Consider the following 16,679-nt stretch of genomic DNA (forward strand, 5'->3'; position numbering starts at 1 on the left):
ATAAAATGATTTCAACATTAAATACCTGGAGAGGGCTTTGGTCACTTTTTATTTTCCTGATTATTACATATTGGGCGATACAGCTTATCATTTATCTTTTAAAAAGATTTGCAAAAAGAAATCTTGGAAACAAACGGTTCATTAATACTATCAAAAAAGTAGCCCTATTTTATATTCCGGCTGCATCGCTAATACTGATATTGGATTTCATATCTATTAACTATATCACTCATACGATTATCTTGGTAGTAATTAGTCTTTTTGGATATCAATACATTAAAAATTATATCAATGGTATCTTTTTTCGCAACAATCCATTATTTAGAGAAGAAGTTTTCGTGAAGATTGGTGATATCGAAGGCGAAATTGAAAAAGTTTTACCCTTTGGTATTACAATTAGTGAAGAAGAAGGTGAACATTATATAAACTATTCATACGTAGAAAAAAAAGGGTTCACTATTAAATCTGACAAGGATAGTTCTTTAAGAAAAACAATGTACTTAAAAACCGATCTTGCTATAGAGCAACTTCTGGATTTACTTTTTGATAATCCTATTCTTAACTACAATGATCCTCCTTCTGTTACCCGAGATAAAGAATCAGAAAAATTAAAAATGCAATACACATTAGAGCAAGGTAGTGCTACCGAAGATTTAATTGCTTTTTTAAAAGAACAAAATATACAAACAGGTCTAACTCATAATATATCATAAAATGGAAATTTTAAATTCCTACTATCTTATCATTGAAGTATCAGTGATCATTATTTTATCATTCCTTTTCAACAGTATATCCAAAAAAACAAATATACCAGCGGTCTTAATGCTTATTGTTTTAGGAGTTGTATTACAGTATGCGCTTAAATACTTTAGTGCAGATTCGTTAAATTTTTTCCCCATATTAGAAGTTTTAGGTATTGTTGGATTGATAATGATTGTATTAGAAGCTGCTCTTGAGTTAGAACTTAAAAGAGAAAAACTAGTTCCCATACTTAAGTCTCTCGTTATTGCATTAATAGGATTAGTAGGATCTGCCTGGGTAGCAGCCCTAATCCTATATAATTTTATACCAGAAATGACCATGCAGTCTGCTTGGTTGTATGCAACGCCATTATCGATTTTATCTAGTGCGATTATTATCCCTAGTGTATCTGGCTTACATAAAGACAAGAAAGAATTTCATGTCTACGAAAGTACATTCTCTGATATTCTGGGTATCATGATGTTTTATTTTTTAACAGGAAAACTAAACCCAGCAAATGATACAGGTGTTACTGGTTTTGCAGGAAATCTGGCACTAACTATTGTAATTTCATTAGTAGCCAGTTATGTGATTATTCTTATTTTTCAACGTATAAAGAGTCAGGTTAAATTATTTCTTTTAATCGCAGTATTGTTATTGCTTTATGCAGTGGGTAAACAAATGCATTTATCTTCACTCATCATCATTCTTATTTTTGGTTTGGTAATCGCTAATATGAAGTTGTTTTTTAAAGGGAAACTTTCCAAATTTCTTAATTATGATAAAGCACATCACATATACCACGAGCTACATACAATAACTGCTGAAACCGCTTTTGTGGTAAGAACATTTTTCTTTGTAATTTTTGGAGTAACGATAGCAATTACATCACTACTTGATCTTAAAGTGGCAGGTATAAGCACGCTCATTATTCTTTCAATATATGCAATACGTTTTATATTACTACGTGTATTTGTTGGCAAAGATATTCTTCCTCAATTATTTGTGGCACCAAGAGGGTTAATTACAGTATTACTATTCTATGCAATCCCTGTAGAAGCACAGATAGCCACATTCGAACCGGGTATTCTCTTATTTGTTATCATAGGCACTAGTTTGATTATGACTGGAGCTATGATATATGATAAAAAAAGAGCTACAAGCGCTATTAAATTAGCAAACGAACGCAAAGTAGGTACAGTTAAGTGGAAAGCCCCGATACTAGAAAAAACGGAATCATAATATAGAATGGAAACAATTGAAAAGCATCATTCTTGGAAAGTTAAGCTTTATAGCATTGTTCACTCATCAAACACCAAACAAGGAAAGATTTTTAATCTTTTCTTGTTCGTGCTTATTATTATTAGTGTCATCTACGTCTTGTTAGAAAGTGTTGATGATATTGACAAGAAATACCATCCATATATGGTAGCTGCAGAGTGGATTATTACTATTTTATTTAGTTTGGAATACATTCTCAAAGTGATAAGTCTAAACAAACCTGCAAAGTATATTTTCAGTTTCTACGGGGTTATAGATTTACTATCTACGCTACCCTTGTACCTATCTTATTTCTTTACAGGAGGTTCTACTTTTCTTGCGCTACGGGCGTTGCGATTATTGCGGGTTTTTAGAATATTAAAACTTGTAAAATATATGGGCGAGGCAAATACGCTTTCTAAAGCAATTGTCGCATCACGACTTAAAATTAGCATCTTTATCTATATCGTACTTATTATGTGTATAATAATGGGTTCGGTGATGTATATCGTAGAAGAAGGTGCAAACTCTGGTTTTTCGAGTATTCCTAAAAGTATTTACTGGACCATAGTAACCATTACCACCGTTGGCTATGGAGATATTGCACCGGCCACAAACTTGGGGCAAGCAATCGCTAGCTTCATTATGATTTTAGGATATGGCATTATTGCCATTCCTACTGGAATTGTAACTTCTGAGATGACTAAATCTAAAGTCCAAGCTAATGCTGTAAAACCATATGCTTGCCTCAAGTGTAAAGCTACCAATCATCCTGTGGATGCAAAGTATTGCCATCAATGTACTGCCAAACTTGAATAGTATTATCAAATAAATTCAAAAAAAAGACTGTTCTGCAGTGACTTTATTTTTTTTTAGTGTCATAAAGAAAATAGACAACTAAATTTAAATAATAGCTTATGAAAACCCTTTTTGAAGTTGAACTCTTAAAGTTTGAATACCTTAAAGAATTGCCAAATTTTTGGACTTTCAAAAACTACAGAGAGTTATTGACACTATTAGAGTATGGAGATACCTCTGATATTTCAGCAGAAGATCTCAAAGAAATGTGTCTACTATCACTTACAGACAATGAACCAGAAGAAGCTGCTAGGATAGTTTTAGAATATGTATTTAAAGAAAGACTCACTTCAGGGCAATTGGATAATCTTTCTCATGAAATAGTTGATGAAAAATTATGGGAAGAATATTCAGATCTATCGATGCATGAAGATTTTTTTAATGTAACCCAATTATTATATGAAGCTTTCAATGGCAAGTTTCCTCATCCCGAAGCTGTAAAATTTCAAATCAAAATAACTACCAAAGACGAAGAAGATTTATGGGTTTTCAAAAAAAATGGAGAATCTGCTTTAATCCGATTACTTACTCAAGGTATGCCAAAAAATACACTTATCAATAGGCTCTATAATTATCAAATAAGAAGCAACGAATTTAATGAGGCGAGAGATATCGTATGGCAGTATATACAAATTGAAACCAATAATAACTCAGTGACTTTCGAAATTTTATCCTCTGCATATTGGTTTAAAGATCTGAAATATCTAACAAGCTTTGAAGCTGAAATGCATTCTGAAAAGATTATAGGCTAAGCTAATTTTATAATGTCTAATGATTAATAATTCTTAAATAAAATGAAAGTAATAAAAAACAAAAAGAATTTGAAAGGGAGAAAGAAAAAAGATGTTTTCAAACCCTATTCAGATGCAATTCCTATTAATCATGTTAAAAAGGAATTAAGACCTAACCTAGCTATAAAACTAGAAGATAACTTATTTGATAAACTCATCTATCAGACAGACTTATTTTATCTTAATACTGTGGAGAAAATAAAGAGTAACTCTGAGAAAATTTGGGCAGTTATCCTTTTAGCGATAGTCACATATCTCATCTCCTGGTTTGTCAAAAATATCTAAGAATACTTTAATCCGAGCTTTTCAAAGCTCGGTTTTCGTTTTGGTAAGTTCAAGAGTGAACTCTTATTCCTGAATATATCATCTAGGTTGAACTGTGAAAAGAATAACATTCTTCAAAAACCACCTTTTAGTGTGACCTAATTAATTTTCTGTGTCTCATATCGTATAAAATCATATTAATAAATTTATGGAATATTTGATAGTTACCATTTTAGTTATTTTGTCCGGATCTTTCAGCGGACTCACCTTAGGCTTTTTTAGCTTAAACATTACTTCTTTAGAACGTAAAATTAAGCTCAAGGATAAAAGAGCTATTAAGGTATATCCGATACGTAAAAGAGGAAATCTTTTGCTTTGCACACTACTAATAGGAAATGTCGCAGTTAACTCGGCTGCCGCTATATTTTTAGGAGAAATCGCCAGTGGTCTTATTGCTGGTATTATTTCTACAGTGCTTATTGTAATTTTTGGAGAAATTATACCTCAAGCAGTGTTCTCTAGATTTGCATTAAGTCTTGGAGCTAAAACCGTTTGGTTAGTTAAAATTTTCATCTTTTTACTATACCCTGTAGCATATCCATTATCACTATTACTTGATAAAATGTTGGGAGAAGAGTTACAAACTGTATGGAGCAAACGTGAAATAAAAGAAATTATCAAACATCACGAAGAGAACGAAGATTCCGATATTGATAAAGACGAAGAACGCATCTTAATTGGTGCATTATCCTTTTCTGAAACTACTGCGTTACATATTATGACTCCTAAACCTGTTTTATACACTTTAGAAAAAGGTACTCTATTAGATCAAAATAAGTTGATAGAAATCCGTGAAAAAGGATTCACTCGAATTCCGGTTTACGATACTACAGAAGACAATGTGATTGGTATTCTATATTCTAAAGATTTAATCGGTATAGTAGAAGAAGGCAAAATAGTTGGAGATTATCTTACTAATAAAAATCCTATTATGGTAAAAGAGACTATACAATTAGATGCACTAATGAATCATTTTATTAAGCAAAAAATGCACTTAGCATTGGTGTTTAATACGTTCGGAACATTCATAGGAGTGGTAACTTTAGAAGATATCATCGAGGAAATTATTAAAGTCGAAATAGTAGATGAGGCTGATCTTACTGACGATATGCAACATCTAGCCATTGAAAAACACAAAGCTAATATTCTTGATCACTAAAAACTTATTATATGAATAAAGTGACTTATTGTTTATAACAGGGTCTAAATATCTAAGAAACTATTTTTTACTAACAACCGATATGAAATTTAAAACCATTATAGCACTTATTATTGTTATACTAATTGTGATTTTTTCTCTGCAAAACTCAGAGGTAATTGATGTTACCTTTTTTGTTTGGAAACTTTCTACATCTCGTGTTCTTGTTATTCTTGGTAGTTTTTCAATAGGAGTTATAGCGGGAATACTGGTATCAATGAAAAAAAGGTTGATTCCTAAGAAATAGAAAACAGTTACTCTAAACGCTTTCTTGGATTTATCAAAGTGTTTAAGTTAAAATTTAATTCTGGCTAGTTCATTACAAAAGAGCTGTAAAACATAAAAAAACAGCTCTTTTATTTTCTTAAATGTGACCTAATTCTATTTACCGTGTCATAATACATAAGAGAATTAATCCTAGTGATATTAAGACATAAGAAAGATTTCAAAAAATAATTTGATTTTTTTTTCAAAAAAAGTTTTTGATATCACTTTTTTATTACATTTGATATAATTAATAATGAGTCTATTTAAGGACGCATTGCCTACATAAATGAAACCGTTTTTCAGATTCGGGCTTAGGAGCATAAAGAAGTCTACTCCAAAAGCTGCCTCAGGGATGGGGAACCGAATTCTCAGGCTGACTTCTGAAAAATATGCTACTGCACTAAGATCCTTAGAGCGAATACAATTCGTTCCCTACACCATTTCTATTATTCGAGTATGAGATAAGAAAAATGGCATTGCCATTTTTCTTATCACTTTCTAATTTTTTAAATCTCGTATAATGGAATGATCCATAGATTTTCAGGCTATTCTGGTCTGTGATTCTGATGGTGAATTTCATCTGCAAATCAAAAACAAAACAGATGAAAACAAAATATATTGATCTTATCGATCAAACCTTTCATTTCCCTCAAGAAGAATTTAAACTGGAGGATAACCAATTACAATTTCACGGTATCGATCTTATGGAGTTGATCGCTCAATATGGAGCACCTCTAAAATTTACCTACCTACCTAAAATATCTGAAAACATTAACCGAGCAAAAGGTTGGTTTGACAACGCTATTAGAGCAAATAACTATGCTGGCAACTATAACTATTGTTATTGTACCAAAAGCTCACATTTTCAACATGTATTAAACGAAGCACTAAAAAATGATATTCATATAGAAACTTCTTCTGCTTTTGATATTGATATCATCGAAAATCTAAAAGCACAAGGTAAAATCAATGACGATACCTATGTTATTAGTAATGGCTTTAAACGTGATCAATACATTCAAAATATTGCCCGATTGATTAATAACGGGCATCGTAACTGCATTCCAATAATCGATAATTACGAAGAATTAGAGCTATTAAGTGATGTAATTAATGAAGATTTTCAGGTTGGTATCCGAATTGCTTCTGAAGAAGAACCAAAGTTTGAATTTTATACTTCCAGATTAGGAATTGGATATAGAAATATTGTGTCTTTTTATAATAATCAAATCAAGAATAACCCAAAGGTGAAACTAAAAATGCTTCACTTCTTCATCAACACAGGTATTCGTGATACCGCTTATTATTGGAATGAGTTAGTAAAATGTTTAAAGGTATATATCAGTCTTAAGAAAATATGTCCATCCTTAGATAGCTTAAATATAGGTGGCGGTTTCCCTATAAAAAACTCTTTGGCATTTGATTATGACTATCAGTATATGATTAATGAAATCGTAAACCAAATCCAAATTGCCTGCGAAGAGGCACGAGTAGATGTTCCTAATATCTTTACAGAATTTGGAAGTTTTACAGTTGGTGAAAGTGGTGGTGCTATTTACGAAGTACTATATCAAAAACAACAAAACGATCGTGAAAAATGGAATATGATCAATTCATCTTTCATCACCACAATGCCAGATACTTGGGCTATAAACAAGCGCTTTGTGATGTTGGCTGTAAATAGATGGAATGATGAATATGAGCGTGTATTGCTTGGTGGATTAACCTGTGACAGTGATGATTATTACAACTCCGAACAGCATATGAACGCCATTTACCTGCCAAAATACAAAAAAGACAAACCGCTATACATTGGATTTTTCAATACGGGTGCTTATCAAGAGACCATTGGTGGTTTTGGAGGATTGCAACACTGCCTGATCCCGCAACCTAAACACATTTTGATAGATCGTGACGAGAAGGGGAAATTAACTACAGAAGTTTTTGCACTGCAACAAACTTCAGAACAGTTACTATCTATTCTTGGATACCAAAAAACAGTAAAAGAAGAAGTTTTAGAATATTCACAAAATGAAATAATTATAAATCCTAACTAATCAAATTTATTAAATCCAAACATTTTTAAAATGGAAACTAAAAAAACATATGCCGGAATTCCAGAACAATACGCTGGCTATGACAAATCAAAAGTAGTATTAATCCCTGTTCCTTATGATGGAACTAGTACTTGGGGTAAAGGAGCAGACAAAGGTCCTGAAGCGTTCCTACACGCTTCAGAAAATATGGAGCTATATGATATAGAAACCAATAGTGAGGTATACAAACAAGGCATTTACCTTACAGAACCTGTGGATGAAAACACCTCTTCGGAAACTATGGTTACTGCTGTACACAATGTTGTTAAATCCAATATAAAACGCAACAAATTTGTAACCCTTTTCGGGGGAGAACATTCCATTTCTATAGGGGCTATACGTGCTTTTGATGAGTGTTTTAGAGATTTAACTGTAGTACAAATAGACGCTCACGCCGATTTAAGAAAAGAATATGAAGGTTCTAAGTACAATCACGCTTGTGCATTGTATGAAGCCAATCAAAATACAAATCTCATTCAAGTTGGGATTAGAAGTATGGATGCTTCAGAAAAATTAGTGATGAATGAAGAAAATGTCTTTTTCGCACACGAAATGGCAACTGATGATTATTGGATGGATAATGCCATCGAATTAATGACCGATAATGTCTATATCACTTTTGATTTGGATGCATTAGACCCTTCTATCCTACCCTCTACAGGCACACCAGAACCAGGAGGATTATTATGGTATGAAACCCTTGAGTTTCTTAAGAAAATATTTGAAGAAAAAAATGTGGTAGGATTTGATATTGTTGAATTATGCCCAAATAAAAATGATAAGTCCTCTGATTTTGCTGCTGCCAAATTGTACTATAAAATGTTGAGCTACAAGTTTACAGAGCAAGATGCTGATGACGAAAATGAAAACCTATACACCAATCAAAAAGAAAACAATATTAACAAGTTAAAGTACGATCAAGATGAAAACTAAAGGAGCAATCTCACAATTTATAGAGAAATATTATCTGCATTTTAATGCCGCTTCTGTAGTTGATGCCGCCAAAGCATATGAAGCCCAAATCAATAATGGTTCAAAAATGCTGGTTTCTCTTGCCGGAGCCATGAGTACTGCCGAATTAGGTAAAATCTTTGCCGAAATCATACGCCAAGACAAAGTACATATTATCTCTTGTACAGGTGCGAATCTGGAAGAAGATATTATGAATTTGGTAGCACATAGTCATTATAAACGTGTGCCAAATTATCGTGACCTCACTCCACAACAAGAGTGGGATTTATTAGAGCAAGGATTAAATCGCGTAACGGATACGTGTATTCCTGAAGAAGAAGCTTTTAGAAGATTACAGCAACATATTTTTAAAATCTGGAAAAATGCCGAAGAAAAAGGAGAACGCTATTTTCCACACGAATTTATGTATAAAATGTTATTATCTGGAGTTTTGGAGCAGTACTACGAAATTGATATCAAAGATAGCTGGATGTACGCTGCTGCAAAAGCGAATTTACCAATGGTAGTCCCAGGATGGGAAGATAGTACCATGGGTAACATCTTTGCTAGCTATGTTCTGAAAGGAGAATTGAAAGCCAATACGATGAAATCTGGAATCGAGTATATGACATTCTTGGCAGATTGGTATACTGATAATTCTGATAATGGGATCGGATTCTTCCAGATAGGTGGTGGTATTGCAGGAGATTTTCCTATTTGTGTAGTGCCTATGTTATACCAGGATATGGAACGTACAGATACCCCATTCTGGAATTATTTCTGTCAGATAAGTGACTCAACCACAAGTTATGGGTCCTATAGTGGAGCGGTACCTAATGAAAAGATTACCTGGGGTAAACTAGATATAGATACTCCAAAATTCATTATTGAGTCAGACGCTACTATCGTAGCTCCATTAATATTTGCTTACTTATTAGATATGTAAAAGATATGAATACTTCAAAAAACAATCATTTAAAAAAAGTTATTGTCGACTTCAAAAAGTTAACCAATACCATTTTAGATTTATTGGTTACAAAATATCCTGACGGATACGATGATGACGATATCATTACGTTCAGAAATGCACAAAACGAAATCGTAGAATGTGTCGAGGTAAAAACTGAAGACACTTTATATCTGGTTAAAGTAAGTAAACGCCTAATTAACGCAATGGAAGACCACGATGATGATGATGACCAAGATAAGGAAACTGAGTTACCAGAGGAATCAGATATAAAATAATCCTAAACCATTACAACAATGAAAAAAGCAGAGTTCCACCTAGCCTTACCGTGTGAAAATCTTGAAAATACAAAAGATTTCTACAACTATAAACTAGGAGCTAAATTAGGCAGGTATACGGATGGCTGGGCCGATATCAATTTATACGGAAATCAAATCACCTTTACCAAAGCAGGAGACTTTAATTTTAATTTCAAAAATTATCGTCTAGGAGAACAAATCTTGCCATCATTCCATTTTGGAGTAATCATAGATTTAGAAACGTGGGGTAAGTTGTATTCTAGGCTATTCTCAATGGATCTTGAAGTGACTACGGAGGTTACTTTTTTTGAAAACAAAGTAGGAGAACACCTTTCATTTTTTGTACAAGATCCTGATGGTTATATGGTAGAGTTTAAAAGTTTTAAAGATCACGGAGAGATATTTTCTGTCTAACAGAAATAAAGGAAATCTCAAAATAAGAGTATATGAATATACAAGATATAGAAAACATAGAGCTTAAATTCCTGAACCTTAATGATTACCAGGAACTTAAGGAAGCAATGATACAAGCATATGCTACTATGCCGAATGCATATTGGAAAGAACATCAAATTGAATCCTTAATTAATAAATTTCCTGAAGGTCAAATTGTGATTAAAGTAAATGGTCAGATTGCTGGTTGCGCCCTTTCTCTTATTTTGGATTATGACCAATTTGACAATAGCCATACATACAAAGATATTACTGGGGACTACAGTTTCAGCACTCACACCAATGATGGTGATGTACTGTATGGAATAGACGTTTTTATCAAACCTGAATTTCGTGGTTTACGATTAGGAAGAAGATTATACGATTATCGCAAAGAGCTTTGTGAAAAATTAAACTTACGAAGTATTGCTTTTGGAGGAAGAATACCTGGATATCATAAATACGTTAGTTCTCTTACTCCAAAGGAGTATATTGACAAAGTAAAGCGAAAGGAAATTAATGACTCTGTACTTAATTTTCAGATTTCAAATGATTTTCATCCTACTAAAATCTTAAAAGGATACTTAGAAGGTGATGAAGCTTCTAATGAGTTCGCTGTATTAATGGAATGGGATAATATTTATTATCAAAAACCTTCAAAAAAAGCTGCTACCAAAAAAAAGGTAATTCGACTAGGCCTAATTCAATGGCAAATGCGTCCCTATAAAGATCTTGATGAACTACTTCAGCAAGCAGAATACTTTATTGATGCTGTGGCAGGGTACCGTTCTGATTTTGCATTATTTCCAGAATTTTTTAACGCTCCATTAATGGCAGAAAACAATCACCTCTCAGAACCTGATGCCATAAGGGAATTAGCAAAACATACAGATGCGATAATTCAGAAGTTTTCAGAATTTTCTATCTCATATAATATTAATATCATTTCTGGAAGCATGCCGGAAATTAAAGATGATAGATTATATAATGTGGGATATTTATGTAAAAGAGATGGAACAATAGAACGATATGAAAAATTACACGTGACTCCAGATGAAGCTAAAGTTTGGGGAATGCAGGGAGGTAACGAATTAAAAGCCTTTGATACTGATTGTGGTAAAATAGGTATTCTTATTTGTTATGATTCAGAATTTCCCGAGCTAAGTCGGTTATTAGCTGATGAGGGAATGGATATTTTGTTTATCCCATTTTTAACAGATACACAAAACGGATATTCCAGAGTAAGAAACTGTGCTCAGGCACGAGCAATAGAGAATGAATGTTACGTAGCTATTGCTGGTAGTGTAGGTAATTTACCCAATGTACATAATATGGATATTCAATTCGCGCAATCTATGGTATTTACCCCTTGTGATTTTTCATTTCCCACTAATGGTATTAAAGCAGAAGCAACTCCTAATACAGAAATGATTTTAATTGCAGATGTGGATATCGATTTATTAAGAGAGTTAAATCAGTTTGGAGCGGTTAGAAACCTTAAAGACAGAAGAACAGATTTATTTGAACTACTAAAAAAATAATTTATAATAAACAACTTAAATTGGAAGTAAAAGATCTAAAAATAATAGGAAGTGAAGAATGGTGTGTATTCGAAGAATTTGGAATACCCGCAATCAAAGCACGTGTGGATTCGGGAGCTAAAACTTCTTCGATACAAGCAAATAATATTAAACTCATACATAAAGGAACTGAGGAATGGGTACGTTTTGAAGTCAATCCAATTCAGGATAACCGTAGTATCATCATAACTTGTGAGACCAAACTTCATGATAAACGCACAGTGAAAAGCTCATCAGGGATTTCAGAACAACGTTTTGTAATCAAAACACCTGTATCCCTTAATGGAACTAGCTTTGATATTGAGCTTACATTAGCTAATCGTGATGCTATGGAGTTTAGAATGCTATTGGGTCGAGAAGCATTGATGGATCGATATATCGTAAATCCATCAATTAGTTTTGCGCAACAAAACTTCACAAATGATGAAATTCGAATAAAATACAAACCATTTATCAAAGAAAAGTCAGGATTAAAAATTGCTCTGTTAGCAAGTAATCCTGAGTTATACAGCAACAAACGCATCGTTGAAGCCGGTATAGCCAGAGGACACGAAATGGTATTTCTAAACGTAGAGCAAGCATATATGAAATTGGATGCTTCAGAACCCGAAATACGATACCGTGGAGGAAATATTATTGATGAATTTGATGCAATAATCCCAAGGATACGACCATCAATGACGTTTTATGCTTGTGCATTAATCCGACAATTTGATTCTATGGGTGCTTTCTGTTTAAATACTGCAGAAGCGATTGCACAATCAAGAGATAAATTATTAGCAACACAACTTTTTGCCAAACACGATATTCATATCCCAATTACCGGATTTGCAAAATCACCTTTAGATACCAAAGACTTAATAAAAATGGTAAATGGTGCTCCGCTAATCATTAAACTTTTAGAAAGTACTCAGGGTAAAGGTGTAGTACTAGCAGAAACCAATAAAGCAGCAGAGAGTGTGATCAATGCTTTTAAAAGTGTACAGACTAATATTTTGGTACAAGAATTTATTAAAGAAGCTAACGGACAAGATATTCGATGTTTTGTTGTGAATGGTAAAGTAGTAGCCTCCATGCAACGACAAGCTGCAAAGGGAGAGTTTAGAGCTAACATCCATCAAGGAGGATCGGCATCTAAAATTAAAATCACTGCCGAAGAACGAAAATTAGCCATCAAAGCAGCTAAGATTTTGAATCTTCCTGTAGCTGGGGTTGATATTATTCGATCAAACAAAGGACCTTTATTATTAGAGGTCAATTCTTCGCCAGGATTAGAAGGAATAGAAAATGCTACCGGGTTGGATATTGCAAATATTATGATAGAAGCTATTGAGAAGAAACTAAAATTTAAGAGATGATACATCCTAAAACCGAAATAAAATTTATCAGCGAAGAAGTAGGGTATGGTGTGGTTGCTAAAGAATTAATTCCTATGGGAACGATCACTTGGGTATTGGATAAATTCGATCGAGAATTTACTCCAAACCAATACCGTGAATTAGAACCTGTATATAGAAATATATTAGAAACGTATGCTTACAAAAATAACTTGGGTAATCTAGTACTATGCTGGGATAACGCAAGGTTTGTAAATCATAGCTTCAATGCCAACTGTCTTACTACTGCCTATAATTTTGAGATGGCTATTCGGGATATTCTACCAGGAGAACAATTGACAGATGATTATGGGTATCTTAACATTGATGAGCCATTTAGAGGAATTGATGAAGGAACAAAACGAAAGATTGTGTATCCAGATGATCTATTGAAATATCACAAATCCTGGGATAAAAAATTATTAAAAGCTTTCAAATACATATCAAAAGTAAAACAACCTTTACTTCAGTTACTCAATGAAGAGCAATGGCAATTAGCGGTAAAAATTGGTAAAGGAGAAAAAGAAATGGATTCTATTTTAAACAATTATTATAATAAAGTATCAGTCTAAAAATCAAAAAATTGTTCTATATGCGTATAAAAAAACATAAAGAAAAATCAAGATTGATTGTATCTCAGGGAGATGAGTTACTCGTTTTACAAAAAATAGGTGAAGAATTAGAATATGGATTTATTGGTGGTTTTTTAGAAGTCGGAGAATCTCCGGAAACTGCTCTTGTTAGAGAGACCTATGAGGAGACTGCTGTTAAGCTATCTGAAGAAGACCTAGAGTATCATTGCTCTATAACTATCGAATTAGGAGATAAACGGCGACTTTCTAAACACTATTTCGTTTGTAAAGACAATAACAAACCATTTACAGTAGCAGAGCCTCATAAGTTTGCAAAAGTTGAATGGGTGTATTGGAAAGATGCTTTAAAATTTTTGGGCAAATCAGATAAAAAGGTGATCAAAGAACTTTTTAAGCCATGTAAACTTACAACCTAAAAGATCATAAATGAGAGGTACTATTATTAATCAAAATGTAGAATATGGAGTATTCAAAAGATTCTACGATAGATATTATCAGTTTGTAATGGATAATGGTGACACACTTGTATTTGAAGAAATATCATCATTGGCTAGTCGCAAGTTCGACCTTAAGACTAGTAAATTTCAAGGTAAAAGTTTTGAAATTACCTATTCAGAATATGCTGAAGATGATGATGAGGATTTTGTTATGTACAAGATTGAAAAACTAGAACTCGCTTAAAAATTATTAATATTTATTTGAATTAAGAGTGACCTTTTAGTATATAATGTGTCAAAATCTTAAGATAAAACAATAGCTATGTAGACTACTAATCACGCGTAAGTTTCTTAGAGAATACTTACTAAAAGTACCAGACTTGATGTGATAAGCTTCTGGATTATTAAACGATTTTTAAAATTTAATTCCAAAATACAATGAAAAATTTAAAGAACTATTTATTCGTAATATTAGCTCTATTTCTTTGCAGCAATATAGTAAAAGCACAAGAAAACATTAATGTAGACACAGAAACAATAACTGGGGTATTTGATGGTTTCGATGGCGAAAACTTCACCTTTAATTATACCACAGAAGATGGTGATGATGACACCATGCTTTTTCCCAAAGCCAACCCGGAGGTACTTAAGGAATATAACTTAAGTAATGATAAATTAGTAGGAAAGACATTTAAAGTTACTTTCATTTCTGAAACTGAAACCGAAGAAGACGAAGATGGAGATGAACAAGAGTATACCGTGCGTACTATTGTGAATTTAGAACTATTAGACTAATAATAAAACAGAACTGATAATGACAACAATAAAAAAACTTCCGATTTTAATACTACTTTTTTCCTTAATCCTAGTTTCCTGTAGAGATACAAAAAAGGAAGAACCAGAAGTAGAAATCAAGACAGAAAAAGTGGATTCTATAACTGATGAAGAAAATACGGAAGAAGAGAACACAGAGACGGAAGATACAGAAGAGAATTACAATGAGGAAGAAAACGAAATCGAAGAATCTGAAGAAGAAACAGATACACTTTCTGTAGAAGAATAATTCAAACTCAACTTGGGATTAGAGTACCTGCATAATAATGTGGGTGCTCTTTTCATATTTATTTTAACTAAATATCAAATGAAAGAAAAGATAGAAGCATTTATGGCAGAAGTAAGAACTCGAAATACTTACGAGCCTGAGTTCTTACAAGCCGTGCAGGAAGTAGCGGAAACTGTAATTCCATTTATTTCCTCTCAGGAAATTTACAATGGTAAAAATATCCTTCTTAGAATGGTAGAGCCGGAGAGAGCGATTACCTTTCGTGTTTCTTGGGTAGATGATCGTGGAGAAATTCACGTAAACAGAGGCTATCGTATTCAAATGAATTCTGCTATTGGACCTTATAAAGGAGGTTTGCGTTTTCATCCTACAGTAAATATGAGTATACTGAAATTTTTAGCCTTTGAACAGGTATTCAAAAACAGTTTGACCACACTACCAATGGGTGGTGGAAAAGGTGGATCTGACTTTGATCCTAAAGGCAAATCTGATGCAGAAATTATGAGGTTTTGCCACAATTTTATGGCAGAGCTTTTTAGACACATAGGGTCAAATACAGATGTTCCTGCAGGAGATATTGGTGTGGGCAGTCGTGAAATTGGATTCTTATTCGGAATGTATCGTAAAATTAGAAATGAATTTACTGGAGTTTTAACCGGAAAAGGGCTCAGCTGGGGAGGTTCATTGATTCGACCAGAAGCGACAGGATATGGAACTGTATATTTTGCTTCAAGTATGTTAGCTACCAGAGAGGATTCTATTAAAGGTAAAATAGTTTCCATTTCCGGTTCGGGTAATGTTGCACAATATGCAGCAGAAAAAGTAATACAATTAGGTGGAAAAGTAGTTACGTTATCTGATTCTTCTGGGTACATATACGATAAAGATGGTATCGATCAGGAAAAACTAAAATATGTGATGCATCTTAAAAATGATCTTAGAGGCAGGATCAATGAATATGTTAAAAAATATCCTTCAGCTAAATTCTTTGAGGGTGATACACCTTGGAATATTACTTGTAATATTGCACTGCCTTGTGCAACACAAAATGAACTTAATGGCGAAGACGCTAAAACTTTAATTAAAAACGGTTGTATTTGTGTAAGTGAAGGAGCAAATATGCCAAGTACTCCAGAAGCGATTACAGCATTCCACAACGCAAAAATTCTGTTTGCTCCCGGTAAAGCATCCAATGCTGGTGGTGTAGCTACATCAGGTCTCGAAATGACTCAGAATTCGCTACGATTTAATTGGACTCGTGAAGAAGTAGATAAAAAACTACAACAAATTATGTCTAGTATACATGCTTCTTGTTTAGAATACGGGATGGATGAGACAGGATATGTAGATTATGTAAAAGGTGCAAACATTGCAGGTTTTGTAAAAGTGGCAGATGCAATGCTTGCTCAAGGGGTGGTTTAAGGCTCATTATTTATAGGACTTCAA

The 16,679-nt window shown here is 33.2% G+C and carries 20 protein-coding genes; all 20 read left to right on the forward strand.

From position 1 onward, the window contains the following. Nucleotides 1–5 precede the first annotated feature (5 nt). Complete coding sequence (locus tag H526_RS0107620; protein ID WP_027392453.1) at nt 6–713, forward strand: hypothetical protein; 708 nt, start codon at nt 6–8, stop codon at nt 711–713. A gap of 1 nt (nt 714) precedes the next feature. Beyond that, a complete protein-coding gene (locus H526_RS0107625) occupies nt 715–1,983 on the forward strand; it encodes a cation:proton antiporter domain-containing protein (RefSeq protein ID WP_027392454.1) in 1,269 nt (422 codons plus the stop codon). Nucleotides 1,984–1,989: 6 nt separating this feature from the next. Further along, nucleotides 1,990–2,820 (forward strand): ion transporter, encoded by an 831-nt coding sequence (locus H526_RS0107630; RefSeq protein ID WP_027392455.1) that lies wholly within the window; start codon nt 1,990–1,992, stop codon nt 2,818–2,820. Nucleotides 2,821–2,918: 98 nt separating this feature from the next. Further along, nucleotides 2,919–3,611 (forward strand): hypothetical protein, encoded by a 693-nt coding sequence (locus H526_RS0107635; RefSeq protein WP_027392456.1) that lies wholly within the window; start codon nt 2,919–2,921, stop codon nt 3,609–3,611. Nucleotides 3,612–3,653: 42 nt separating this feature from the next. Beyond that, nucleotides 3,654–3,935 carry a hypothetical protein gene (locus H526_RS0107640; RefSeq protein WP_027392457.1) on the forward strand — a complete coding sequence of 94 codons (282 nt, stop codon included), beginning with the start codon at nt 3,654–3,656 and terminating at the stop codon, nt 3,933–3,935. 187 nt (nt 3,936–4,122) lie between these two features. Next, nucleotides 4,123–5,133, forward strand: coding sequence for a CNNM domain-containing protein (locus H526_RS0107645; protein ID WP_027392458.1), 1,011 nt, complete (start codon nt 4,123–4,125; stop codon nt 5,131–5,133). Nucleotides 5,134–5,215: 82 nt separating this feature from the next. Further along, nucleotides 5,216–5,419: a lipopolysaccharide assembly protein LapA domain-containing protein gene (locus H526_RS28605; protein WP_027392459.1), complete on the forward strand. Its 204-nt coding sequence runs from the start codon at nt 5,216–5,218 to the stop codon at nt 5,417–5,419. A 622-nt stretch (nt 5,420–6,041) separates the two neighbouring features. Beyond that, nucleotides 6,042–7,496 carry an arginine decarboxylase gene (locus tag H526_RS0107655; RefSeq protein WP_027392460.1) on the forward strand — a complete coding sequence of 485 codons (1,455 nt, stop codon included), beginning with the start codon at nt 6,042–6,044 and terminating at the stop codon, nt 7,494–7,496. Between the two features lie 30 nt (nt 7,497–7,526). Next, nucleotides 7,527–8,468: an agmatinase gene (gene speB, locus H526_RS0107660; protein WP_027392461.1), complete on the forward strand. Its 942-nt coding sequence runs from the start codon at nt 7,527–7,529 to the stop codon at nt 8,466–8,468. Then, complete coding sequence (locus tag H526_RS0107665) at nt 8,458–9,432, forward strand: deoxyhypusine synthase family protein (protein WP_027392462.1); 975 nt, start codon at nt 8,458–8,460, stop codon at nt 9,430–9,432. Before speB ends, H526_RS0107665 begins: the two co-directional genes overlap by 11 nt. A gap of 5 nt (nt 9,433–9,437) precedes the next feature. Next, nucleotides 9,438–9,731 carry a hypothetical protein gene (locus tag H526_RS0107670; RefSeq protein WP_027392463.1) on the forward strand — a complete coding sequence of 98 codons (294 nt, stop codon included), beginning with the start codon at nt 9,438–9,440 and terminating at the stop codon, nt 9,729–9,731. An 18-nt stretch (nt 9,732–9,749) separates the two neighbouring features. Next, on the forward strand, nt 9,750–10,166 hold the full coding sequence (locus H526_RS0107675; protein WP_035084895.1) for a VOC family protein: 417 nt from the start codon (nt 9,750–9,752) through the stop codon (nt 10,164–10,166). 32 nt (nt 10,167–10,198) lie between these two features. Next, nucleotides 10,199–11,725, forward strand: a complete 1,527-nt coding sequence (locus tag H526_RS0107680; protein ID WP_027392465.1) for a carbon-nitrogen hydrolase family protein — start codon at nt 10,199–10,201, stop codon at nt 11,723–11,725. Between the two features lie 20 nt (nt 11,726–11,745). Continuing rightward, nucleotides 11,746–13,122, forward strand: coding sequence for a 30S ribosomal protein S6--L-glutamate ligase (gene rimK, locus H526_RS0107685; RefSeq protein ID WP_027392466.1), 1,377 nt, complete (start codon nt 11,746–11,748; stop codon nt 13,120–13,122). Next, complete coding sequence (locus tag H526_RS0107690) at nt 13,119–13,712, forward strand: SET domain-containing protein (protein ID WP_027392467.1); 594 nt, start codon at nt 13,119–13,121, stop codon at nt 13,710–13,712. The genes rimK and H526_RS0107690 overlap by 4 nt, the downstream gene beginning before the upstream one ends. A gap of 20 nt (nt 13,713–13,732) precedes the next feature. Next, nucleotides 13,733–14,149: an NUDIX hydrolase gene (locus H526_RS0107695; RefSeq protein ID WP_027392468.1), complete on the forward strand. Its 417-nt coding sequence runs from the start codon at nt 13,733–13,735 to the stop codon at nt 14,147–14,149. Nucleotides 14,150–14,159: 10 nt separating this feature from the next. After that, complete coding sequence (locus H526_RS28610) at nt 14,160–14,414, forward strand: hypothetical protein (RefSeq protein WP_051336046.1); 255 nt, start codon at nt 14,160–14,162, stop codon at nt 14,412–14,414. A gap of 194 nt (nt 14,415–14,608) precedes the next feature. Next, nucleotides 14,609–14,965, forward strand: coding sequence for a hypothetical protein (locus H526_RS28615; protein WP_035084897.1), 357 nt, complete (start codon nt 14,609–14,611; stop codon nt 14,963–14,965). A gap of 19 nt (nt 14,966–14,984) precedes the next feature. After that, nucleotides 14,985–15,233: a hypothetical protein gene (locus H526_RS0107710; RefSeq protein ID WP_027392469.1), complete on the forward strand. Its 249-nt coding sequence runs from the start codon at nt 14,985–14,987 to the stop codon at nt 15,231–15,233. 78 nt (nt 15,234–15,311) lie between these two features. After that, complete coding sequence (gene gdhA / locus H526_RS0107715) at nt 15,312–16,655, forward strand: NADP-specific glutamate dehydrogenase (RefSeq protein WP_027392470.1); 1,344 nt, start codon at nt 15,312–15,314, stop codon at nt 16,653–16,655. Nucleotides 16,656–16,679 lie beyond the last annotated feature (24 nt).

The sequence above is a fragment of the Aquimarina latercula DSM 2041 genome (assembly GCF_000430645.1).
Classification (GTDB): Bacteria; Bacteroidota; Bacteroidia; order Flavobacteriales; family Flavobacteriaceae; genus Aquimarina; species Aquimarina latercula.

Coding starts and splice junctions, on each gene's coding strand:
- H526_RS0107620 (WP_027392453.1), top strand. CDS start 6: ATGATTTCAACATTAAATACCTGGAGAGGGCTTTGGTCACTTTTTATT.
- H526_RS0107625 (WP_027392454.1), top strand. CDS start 715: ATGGAAATTTTAAATTCCTACTATCTTATCATTGAAGTATCAGTGATC.
- H526_RS0107630 (WP_027392455.1), top strand. CDS start 1,990: ATGGAAACAATTGAAAAGCATCATTCTTGGAAAGTTAAGCTTTATAGC.
- H526_RS0107635 (WP_027392456.1), top strand. CDS start 2,919: ATGAAAACCCTTTTTGAAGTTGAACTCTTAAAGTTTGAATACCTTAAA.
- H526_RS0107640 (WP_027392457.1), top strand. CDS start 3,654: ATGAAAGTAATAAAAAACAAAAAGAATTTGAAAGGGAGAAAGAAAAAA.
- H526_RS0107645 (WP_027392458.1), top strand. CDS start 4,123: ATGGAATATTTGATAGTTACCATTTTAGTTATTTTGTCCGGATCTTTC.
- H526_RS28605 (WP_027392459.1), top strand. CDS start 5,216: ATGAAATTTAAAACCATTATAGCACTTATTATTGTTATACTAATTGTG.
- H526_RS0107655 (WP_027392460.1), top strand. CDS start 6,042: ATGAAAACAAAATATATTGATCTTATCGATCAAACCTTTCATTTCCCT.
- speB (WP_027392461.1), top strand. CDS start 7,527: ATGGAAACTAAAAAAACATATGCCGGAATTCCAGAACAATACGCTGGC.
- H526_RS0107665 (WP_027392462.1), top strand. CDS start 8,458: ATGAAAACTAAAGGAGCAATCTCACAATTTATAGAGAAATATTATCTG.
- H526_RS0107670 (WP_027392463.1), top strand. CDS start 9,438: ATGAATACTTCAAAAAACAATCATTTAAAAAAAGTTATTGTCGACTTC.
- H526_RS0107675 (WP_035084895.1), top strand. CDS start 9,750: ATGAAAAAAGCAGAGTTCCACCTAGCCTTACCGTGTGAAAATCTTGAA.
- H526_RS0107680 (WP_027392465.1), top strand. CDS start 10,199: ATGAATATACAAGATATAGAAAACATAGAGCTTAAATTCCTGAACCTT.
- H526_RS0107690 (WP_027392467.1), top strand. CDS start 13,119: ATGATACATCCTAAAACCGAAATAAAATTTATCAGCGAAGAAGTAGGG.
- H526_RS0107695 (WP_027392468.1), top strand. CDS start 13,733: ATGCGTATAAAAAAACATAAAGAAAAATCAAGATTGATTGTATCTCAG.
- H526_RS28610 (WP_051336046.1), top strand. CDS start 14,160: ATGAGAGGTACTATTATTAATCAAAATGTAGAATATGGAGTATTCAAA.
- H526_RS28615 (WP_035084897.1), top strand. CDS start 14,609: ATGAAAAATTTAAAGAACTATTTATTCGTAATATTAGCTCTATTTCTT.
- H526_RS0107710 (WP_027392469.1), top strand. CDS start 14,985: ATGACAACAATAAAAAAACTTCCGATTTTAATACTACTTTTTTCCTTA.
- gdhA (WP_027392470.1), top strand. CDS start 15,312: ATGAAAGAAAAGATAGAAGCATTTATGGCAGAAGTAAGAACTCGAAAT.